This window comes from Kitasatospora sp. NPDC051914, assembly GCF_040680995.1.
Classification (GTDB): Bacteria; Actinomycetota; Actinomycetes; order Streptomycetales; family Streptomycetaceae; genus Kitasatospora.
On the sequence record NZ_JBFAXX010000017.1, the window covers coordinates 128,868 to 138,358 of the forward strand.

The 9,491-nt window shown below is 73.0% G+C and carries 5 protein-coding genes; all 5 read left to right on the forward strand.

Annotated features, from left to right (window positions below):
• Window positions 1-199: 199 nt before the first annotated feature.
• The 5 genes from AB0M03_RS13975 (at window position 200) to pyk (ending at window position 9,237) form a co-directional block, all read left to right on the forward strand.
• Complete coding sequence (locus AB0M03_RS13975) at window positions 200-1,693, forward strand: maltokinase (RefSeq protein WP_363491632.1); 1,494 nt, start codon at window positions 200-202, stop codon at window positions 1,691-1,693.
• Window positions 1,694-1,724: 31 nt separating this feature from the next.
• Window positions 1,725-4,076, forward strand: a complete 2,352-nt coding sequence (gene glgB / locus AB0M03_RS13980; RefSeq protein WP_363491633.1) for a 1,4-alpha-glucan branching protein GlgB — start codon at window positions 1,725-1,727, stop codon at window positions 4,074-4,076.
• Window positions 4,077-4,366: 290 nt separating this feature from the next.
• Complete coding sequence (gene pta / locus AB0M03_RS13985; protein WP_363491634.1) at window positions 4,367-6,499, forward strand: phosphate acetyltransferase; 2,133 nt, start codon at window positions 4,367-4,369, stop codon at window positions 6,497-6,499.
• Window positions 6,496-7,704: an acetate kinase gene (locus AB0M03_RS13990; RefSeq protein ID WP_363491635.1), complete on the forward strand. Its 1,209-nt coding sequence runs from the start codon at window positions 6,496-6,498 to the stop codon at window positions 7,702-7,704. Before pta ends, AB0M03_RS13990 begins: the two co-directional genes overlap by 4 nt.
• A 102-nt stretch (window positions 7,705-7,806) precedes the next feature.
• A complete protein-coding gene (pyk, locus tag AB0M03_RS13995; protein ID WP_363491636.1) occupies window positions 7,807-9,237 on the forward strand; it encodes a pyruvate kinase in 1,431 nt (476 codons plus the stop codon).
• The last annotated feature ends 254 nt before the right edge of the window (window positions 9,238-9,491 follow it).

Genomic DNA, 9,491 nt, shown 5'->3' on the forward strand with positions numbered 1-9,491 from the left:
CGCGAGAGTCACCACCCCCGCGTCCCCGCAGGGGTCTTCGCACCATCGCGTACGGAGAACAGCCCAACGGCCACCCACACTATGGCGTGACACCCGAGCCCCGCTCGCGTGCCTCCGCCGCCGCGCCGCCGAAATCCGGAAGACTGACAGGCCCGGTGACGACCTCGGGCAGCCGGCCCGCTTCCGGGGAAAGGGAGTCATGTCCGAAACCTCCCGTTCTCAAGCCCACGTGCACCGCGACCTACCCGACGGCGCCCCCGGGCCCGTCGGCACGCGCGGGACCACGGGGCGGAGAACCACCGCCGGGATCAGCGAACTCGTGGGCGCCGCCCTGCCGCTGATCGCCGACTGGCTCCCCACCCAGCGCTGGTACGCCGGGAAGGGGCGCCCGATCAGCGGGCTCACCCCGGTGGTCGGCACCCCGCTCCAGGTCGGCGACCCGACCCTGCTGCACCTGCTGCTGCGGGTGGAGCACGGCACCGGGGCGGCCGCCCAGGGCGACATCTACCAGCTGCTGCTCGGCATCCGCTCGCAGGACCCGTCCGGGATCGGCCCGGCCGCCGTCCTCGGCCGGCTCGCCGGCGGCGGGCCGCACGACGGCGCGGTGCTCTACGACGCGGTGCACGACCCCGAGCTGACCGGGCGCCTGCTGGAGCACCTGGCCACCGGCGACCGGTTCGGCGCCCTGTCCTTCCGCCGCACCCCGGGCCCGGGCCTGCCCGGCAACCTGCCCGGCCGGGCCTCCACCGCCGAGCAGTCCAACAGCTCGGTGATCTACGGGACGTCCTTCATCCTCAAGCTGTTCCGGAGGATCAGCCCCGGCACCAACCCGGACCTCGAGCTCTCCCTGGCGCTCTCCCGGGCCGGCTCCACCCGCATCCCGCGGGTCGCCGCCTGGTTCGAGTCCCGGCTGGAGCGCTCGGAACCGGCCACTCTCGGCCTGCTCCAGCGCTACCTGCCGGACGCCGAGGACGGCTGGGAGCTCGCCCTCGACCAGGTGGCCCGGCTGAAGGGCGACCCGACGCCGGGCAACTTCGCGGTCGAGGCGCACCGGCTCGGCCGGGCCACCGCCGAGGTGCACCGGGTGCTGGCCCGCTCCATGCCCACCGCCCGGCTCGACCGCACCGAGATCGGCCGGCTGGCCGGCGCCATGGCCGACCGGCTGGACAGTGCCGTTGCCGCCGTGCCCGGCCTGCTCCGCTACCGATCGGCCCTGCGCGCCGCCTTCCAGCAGCTCACCGCCGACCATCTGGAGGGCCTGTCCGTCCAGCGCATCCACGGCGACCTGCACCTCGGCCAGGCGATGCGCACCCCGCAGGGCTGGGTGCTGCTGGACTTCGAGGGGGAGCCGGCCAAGCCGCTGGCCGAGCGCCGGCTGCCGCAGCCCGCGCTGCGGGACGTCGCGGCGATGCTCCGCTCCTTCGACTACGCGGCCGCGCACCTGCTCGCCGGGACGCCCGGCCCCGACCCGGAACTGGCCCACCTCGCCAATGCCTGGGCGGCCCGCAACCGGGCCGCGTACTGCGCCGGCTACACGGCCGGCGGCGGCATGGACCCGGCCACCGCGCCGGAGCTGCTGCGCGCCCTGGAGATCGACAAGGCGGTGTACGAGGTCGTGTACGAGGCCCGGCACCGCCCGAGCTGGCTGCCGATCCCGCTGGCCGCCATCAACCGTCTGGCCCTGACCGTCTGACGCCCGCATCCCCGCACCAGGAGGACCCGACGTGACACCGCTCGGACCCACGCCCGACAGCTCCACCACCCCTCCGCCCGCCGCCGTCCGGGCGGGCTCCGGAGCGTCCGCGCCGGCCCGGCGGGCCCGGGCGGCCCGGCGGCGCGAGCCCGTGGCACCACCGCGGGCCGGGAAGTCGGCGTCGTCCCCGCTGCGGCTGCCGGAGGCCCCGCTGCCGCCGGCCGAGGTGGACCGGCTGGTCTCCGGCGTGCACCACGACCCGCACTCCCTCCTCGGCGCGCACGCCACCCTGGAGGGCACCGCGATCCGGGTGCTGCGCCCGTTCGCGGAGCGGGTCGTGGTGGTGACGGAGTTCGGTCCGGCCGAGCTGACCCACCAGCAGTCCGGTCTGTTCACCGGGCTGCTGGCGGGCCGGGAGTACCCGCCGTACTCGCTCCGGGTGACCTACCCGGGCGGCGAGCCGCTGGAGCAGGAGGACGGCTACCGTGCCGCGCCGACCCTCGGAGAGCTGGACCTGCACCTGATCTCCGAGGGCCGGCACGAGCAGCTGTGGCGGGTGCTCGGCAGCCACGTCCGCGAGGTGGGCGGGGTGGCCGGCACCTCCTTCGCGGTCTGGGCGCCGAACGCGGTCGGCGTCCGGCTGGTCGGCGACTTCAACCACTGGGACGGCACCGGCCACCCGATGCGCTCGCTCGGCTCATCGGGCATCTGGGAGCTGTTCGTCCCCGGCCTCGCCGAGGGCACCACCTACAAGTACGAGATCCGCACCCGTCAGGGCTGGGTGCTGCAGAAGGCCGACCCGCTGGCCCGCGCCGCCCAGTGCCCGCCGGAGACCGCCTCGGTCGTGCACACCTCCGACTACACCTGGGGCGACGCCGACTGGATGGCCCGGCGGGCCGGCACCGTGCACCACAGGGAGCCGATGTCGGTCTACGAGCTCCACCTGGCCTCCTGGCGGCCGGACCTGACGAGCTACCGCGAGATCGCCGAGGTGCTGCCCGGCTACCTGGCCGGCCTGGGCTTCACCCACGTCGAGTTCATGCCGGTGATGGAGCACCCGTTCGGCGGCTCCTGGGGCTACCAGGTCACCGGCTTCTACGCGCCGACCGCCCGGCTCGGCGGCCCGGACGACTTCAAGTACCTGGTCGACGCCCTGCACCGGGCCGGCATCGGCGTGATCGTCGACTGGGTGCCCGCTCACTTCCCCAAGGACGGCTTCGGCCTCGCCCGCTTCGACGGCGAGCCGCTGTACGAGCCCGCCGACCCGCTGCGCGCCGAGCACCCCGACTGGGGCACCCTGGAGTTCGACTACGGCCGCACCGAGGTCCGCAACTTCCTGGTCGCCAACGCGGTGTACTGGTGCGAGGAGTTCCACGTCGACGGCCTGCGGGTGGACGCCGTCGCCTCCATGCTCTACCTCGACTACTCCCGCGAGGGCGGTGCCTGGTCGCCGAACGTCTTCGGCGGCCGGGAGAACCTCGACGCCGCCTCCTTCCTTCAGGAGATGAACGCAACGGTCTACCGCCGCTGCCCCGGCGTGCTCACCATCGCGGAGGAGTCCACCGCCTGGGACGGCGTCACCCGGCCCACCGACAGCGGCGGCCTCGGCTTCGGCCTCAAGTGGAACATGGGCTGGATGCACGACTCGCTGGTGTACATGTCCAAGGACCCGGTGCACCGCAAGTACCACCACAACGAGATGACCTTCTCGATGGTGTACGCCTACTCGGAGAACTACATCCTGCCGATCTCGCACGACGAGGTGGTGCACGGCAAGCAGGCGCTGGTCTCCAAGATGCCCGGCGACTGGTGGCAGCAGCGCGCCAACCACCGGGCGTACCTCGGCTTCATGTGGGCCCACCCCGGCAAGCAGCTGCTCTTCATGGGCCAGGAGTTCGCCCAGGGCGCCGAGTGGGACCACGAGCACGGCCCGCAGTGGTGGGTGCTCGGCGACGACTGGCCGGCCTCCGCCGAGCACCTCGGCGTGCAGCGGCTGGTGGGCGACCTCAACCGCACCTACCGGGACACCCCGGCGCTGTGGGAGCAGGACACCACCCCGGACGGCTTCCGCTGGCTGGACGGCGGCGCGGCCGACGACAACGTGCTCTCCTTCGTCCGGTACGCGGCCGACGGCACCCCGCTGGTCGCGGTCTGCAACTTCTCCCCGGTGGTCCGGCACGGCTTCCGGGTCGGCCTGCCGGCGCTGCCCGGCACCGACCAGCTGTGGGAGGAGGCGCTGAACACCGACGCCGAGGAGTACGGCGGCAGCGGCACCGGCAACTCCCACCCGGTCAAGGCCGAGGCCACCGGCTGGAACGGCCAGGACCGCAGCGCCGAACTGGTCCTTCCGCCACTCTCCACCGTGTGGCTCCGCCCCAGCTGAAGGCAGCAGTACCCGCCCAGGGCCGCCCCGGACACCTCCGGGGCGGCCCTTCGTACGCCGAGGCGCAGGGGGCGCCCCGCCCCGAGCCGAAGGGCCCGCCGGTGCCGAAAGCGAGGAGCGAGGGAGCGCAGCGACGGAGCATGGGGGCACCTCCCAGCCGTCAGGCTGGGGGAGAGTGTCGGCGCCGGATCAGGAGGGCCCGGAGGCGAGCGGGCGAGTCACTGCCACCACATGTGCCCGGGTAAGGTCAACATTGACCGCTTCCCGGACGGCAGGACGGAGTGAGCCGCGTGGCGCGCAGCGTGTACGTGACCGGTATCGGCCGGGGGGACGGCCGGCAGGTCGTCGAACTCGGGGTCATGGAACTGCTCACCCGCCAGGTGGACACGGTCGGCGTGTTCCGCCCGCTGGTGCACACGGGCGCCCCCGGCGAGGCCGGCTCCGACCACGTCGTCGAGCTGCTCCGCGCCCGCTACCGGGTCGACCTGCCGGTGGCGGACCTGTACGGCCTCGGCTACGAGGAGGCCGCCGCCCTGCAGGCCGCGCAGGGCCAGGACGAGCTGGTGTCGGTGCTGGTCGACCGCTTCCGGTCGGTGGAGCGGCGCTGCCAGGCGGTGCTGGTGCTCGGCACCGACTTCGCCGGCACCAACATCCCGGACGAGCTGGCCTTCAACGCCCGGCTCGCCAACGAGTTCGGCGCCTGGGTGCTGCCCGTGGTCGGCGGCCAGGACGAGGACGCGCACGCGGTGGTCGCCGAGGTCCGCAACGCGCACCGGGCGTACACCGACCTCGGCTGCTCGACCCTGGCGATGATCGCCAACCGGGTGGCCCCCTCTGCCAAGCAGCAGATCCAGCGCACGCTGACCGAGAAGCTGCCGGTGCCCGTCCACGTGATCCCCGAGGAGCCGGCGCTGTCGGCGCCGACCGTGGCGCAGCTGGCCGAGGCGACCGGTGCGGAGGTGCTGCTGGGCGACGCGGCGGGCCTGGCCCGGGACGTGCGCTCCTTCGTGTTCGGCGGCGCGATGCTGCCGACGTTCCTGGACGCGCTGACCGAGGGCGCCCTGGTGGTCACCCCGGGCGACCGGGCGGACCTGCTGATCGGTGCGCTGGCGGCGCACGCGGCGGGGGCGCCGCCGATCGCCGGCGTACTGCTCACCCTCGGGCAGCATCCCGGGCCGAACGTGATGGCGCTCGCCTCCCGGCTCGCGCCGGGCACGCCGGTCGCGGTGGTGCCGGAGGGCAGCTGGCTGACCGCGGCGGCGCTCACCCATCTGGAGGGCCGGATCGGGCCGGACAGCCAGCGGAAGGCCGAGATAGCCCTCGGCCTGTTCGAACTCCACGTGGACACCGCCGAGTTGACCAAGCGAATAGAGCTCGGCCGGTCCGAGCGGGTCACCCCGATGATGTTCGAGCACGCGCTGCTGGAACGGGCCCGCTCGCAGCGCCGGCACATCGTGCTGCCGGAGGGCACCGAGGAGCGAGTGCTGCGGGCCGCCGAGGTGCTGCTGCGCCGCAACATCTGCGATCTCACCCTGCTGGGCGAGCCCGATGCGGTGCTCCGCCGGGCGGCCTCGCTCGGCATCGAGCTGCCGCACCCCGAGGAGGCCGCCGACCGGTCCCGGCTGCGGATCGTCGACCCGGCCACCAGCCCGCTGCGGGAGGGCTTCGGCGAGCTGTACGCGAAGCTGCGCGCGCACAGGGGCATGACGGTGGAACGGGCACTGGACGTGGTCACCGACGTCTCGTACTTCGGCACGCTGATGGTGCAGGAGGGGCTGGCCGACGGCATGGTCTCCGGGGCGGTGCACTCCACCGCGGCGACGATCCGCCCGGCGTTCGAGGTGATCAAGACGTCCCCGGGGGCGGCGATCGTCTCCTCGGTGTTCTTCATGTGCCTGGCGGACCGGGTGCTGGTGTACGGCGACTGCGCGGTCAACCCGGACCCGGACGCCCAGCAGCTGGCCGACATCGCGATCCAGTCCGCGGAGACGGCCGCCCAGTTCGGGGTGGAGCCGCGGGTGGCGATGCTCTCGTACTCCACCGGCACCTCCGGTTCGGGCGCGAATGTGGACAAGGTCCGGGAGGCGACGGAGATCGTCCGCCGGGAGCGGCCGGACATCCTGGTGGAGGGCCCGATCCAGTACGACGCCGCGGTCGACCCGCTGGTCGCCGCGACCAAGCTGCCGGGCTCCACGGTGGCGGGCCGGGCCACCGTGCTGGTCTTCCCGGACCTCAACACCGGCAACAACACGTACAAGGCGGTGCAGCGCTCGGCGGGCGCGGTGGCGGTCGGGCCGGTGCTGCAGGGCCTGCGCAAGCCGGTCAACGACCTGTCGCGCGGCGCCCTCGTCGAGGACATCGTCAACACCGTCGCGATCACCGCCATCCAGTCGCAGCGCCCCGCCGAAGGAGCCGAACAGTGACCGAAGGGACTCTGGTCCTCGTCCTGAACGCGGGGTCCTCCTCCGTGAAGTACCAGCTGATCGACATGCTGGACGGCTCCCGCCCGGCGGCCGGGCTGGTCGAGCGGATCGGCGAGGCGAACGGCCGGCTGGTGCACACCCCGGCCGCCGGGGAGCGGCGCGAGCGGCTGGAGGTGTTCGCCGACCACACCGCGGCCCTGGCGGCCGTCGCCGAGGAGCTGGCGGCCGACGGCCTGGGCCTGGACTCGCCCGAGATCGCCGCGATCGGGCACCGGGTCGTCCACGGCGGGCAGCGGTTCACCGCGCCGACGCTGATCACCGACGAGGTGGTCGCCGAGATCCGCCGGCTGATCCCGGTCGCGCCGCTGCACAACCCGGCCAACATCATCGGCATCGAGGTGGCCCGCGGGCTGCGGCCGGACCTGCCGCAGGTCGCCGTCTTCGACACCGCCTTCCACGCGACCGTCCCGGAGGCCGCGGCCCGCTACGCGATCGACCGGAAGACGGCCGACGAGCACCGGGTGCGCCGGTACGGCTTCCACGGCACCTCGCACCAGTACGTCTCGCGGGCGACCGCCCGGCTGCTCGGCCGCGACCCGGCCGAGCTGAACGTGATCGTGCTGCACCTGGGCAACGGCGCGTCCGCCTCGGCGGTGGCCGGCGGGGTCTGCGTGGAGACGTCCATGGGGCTGACGCCGCTGGAGGGCCTGGTGATGGGCACCCGTTCCGGTGACGCGGACCCCGGGCTGGTCTTCCACCTGCACCGGGTGGGCGGCCTGACGATCGATGAGATCGACGACCTGCTGAACCGCCGCAGCGGCCTGCTCGGCCTGTGCGGGGACAACGACATGCGCGAGGTGCTGCGCCGGGCCGGCGAGGGCGACGAGGAGGCCCGGCTGGCCTTCGACACGTACGTGCACCGGCTGCGCAAGTACATCGGCGCGTACTTCGCGGTGCTGGGCCGGGTGGACGCGATCGCCTTCACCGCGGGGGTGGGCGAGAACGCGGCGCCCGTCCGGGAGGCGGCCTGCGCGGGGCTGTCGGCGCTGGGCATCGAGGTGGACCCGGCGCTGAACGCGGTGCGCTCCGGTGCGGCCCGGGTGATCTCGCCGGCACTCTCCCGGGTGACGGTCGCGGTGGTGCCCACCGACGAGGAGCTGGAGATCGCCAGGCAGGCCTTTGCCCTAGTGCACGACAGCATTTGAGATGACAACCCGTCAGCGTCCCACCCCTCGGGATGGTTCGTTGGCGATTCCTCCCGATTCGGACGCAATGCACCGATAACTCGAACGGATAGACTGACGGATATGCGCCGAGCGAAAATTGTCTGCACCCTGGGTCCGGCCACGGACTCCTACGAACAGCTGAAGGCCATCGTCGAAGCGGGCATGAACGTCGCCCGACTCAACATGAGCCACGGCTCCCACCCGGAGCACGAGGAGCGGTACCGCAAGGTCCGCCAGGTGTCCGAGGACACCGGCCGCACCATCGGTGTGCTGGCCGACCTGCAGGGCCCGAAGATCCGGCTGGCCACCTTCGCCAACGGACCGGTGACCGTCGACAACGGCGACACCTTCACCATCACCACCGAGGATGTGCCCGGGGACCAGCACATCTGCGGCACCACCTACAAGGGCCTGCCCGGCGACGTGAAGCCCGGCGACCCGATCCTGATCAACGACGGCGTCATCGCCCTGGAGGTCGTCAGCGTCGACGGCCCGCGGGTGAAGACCGTGGTGGTCGAGGGCGGCGTGCTCTCGAACAACAAGGGCATCAACCTGCCCGGCGCGGCCGTCAACGTGCCCGCCCTCTCCGAGAAGGACAAGGACGACCTGCGGTTCGCCCTCCAGCTGGGCGTCGACATGGTCGCGCTGTCCTTCGTCCGCAACGCCGCCGACATCGACGACGTCCACAAGGTGATGGACGAGGTCGGCATCCGCGTCCCGGTCATCGCCAAGATCGAGAAGCCGCAGGCCGTCGAGGCCATGGAGGAGATCGTCCTCGCCTTTGACGCCGTCATGGTCGCCCGCGGCGACCTCGCCGTCGAGTACCCGCTGGAGCGGGTGCCGCTGGTGCAGAAGCAACTGATCACGCTCTGCCGCCGCAACGCCAAGCCGGTCATCGTCGCCACCCAGATGATGGAGTCGATGATCCACGCCTCGCGCCCGACCCGCGCCGAGGTCTCGGACGTCGCCAACGCCATCCTCGACGGTGCGGACGCGGTCATGCTGTCCGCCGAGTCCAGCGTGGGCAAGTACCCGGTCGAGACGGTCAAGACCATGAGCCGGATCGCCGAGAAGGCCGAGGAGGAGCTGCTCTCGCAGGGCCTCCAGCCGCTGAACCCGGGCCGCAAGCCGCGCACCCAGGGCGGCTCCATCGCCCGCGCCGCGTGCGAGCTGGGCGACTTCCTCAACGGCAAGGCGCTGGTCGCGTTCACCAAGTCCGGCGACACCGCCCGCCGGCTGTCCCGCTACCGCTCGCCGATCCCGGTGATCGCGTTCACCCCGGACGCCTCCACCCGCGCCCAGCTCTCGCTGAGCTGGGGCGTCGAGGCGTACGTGACCGAGCAGGTCGAGACCACCGACGAGATGGTGCAGCAGGTCGACCGCGAGCTGCTGCGGATGAACCGCCTCACCGAGGGCGACACCGTGATCGTCACCGCCGGCTCGCCCCCCGGCATCCCCGGCAACACCAACATGGTCCAGGTCCACCACCTGGGCAGCCGCGACCACCACTGACACCCGGCGCACACCTCCCGACGCCCGCGGGGCGGCCCCTCCTCCTCGGAGGAGGGGCCGCCCCGCGGTGTTCCACCGGGAGACCGGCAGGTCCGGAGGCCGGCGGCACCACCGGTCGGCGGACCCCCGTTCCCGGTCGTCCGGTCCCGCGAAAGCCGGCGGCCCGGCCGGGGGGGCGGCCCGGGCGCCCCCCGGGGCGGGGGGGGGGGCGGCCCCCGGAGGGGGGGGGGGGGTTGATTATTTTTATGGGGAAA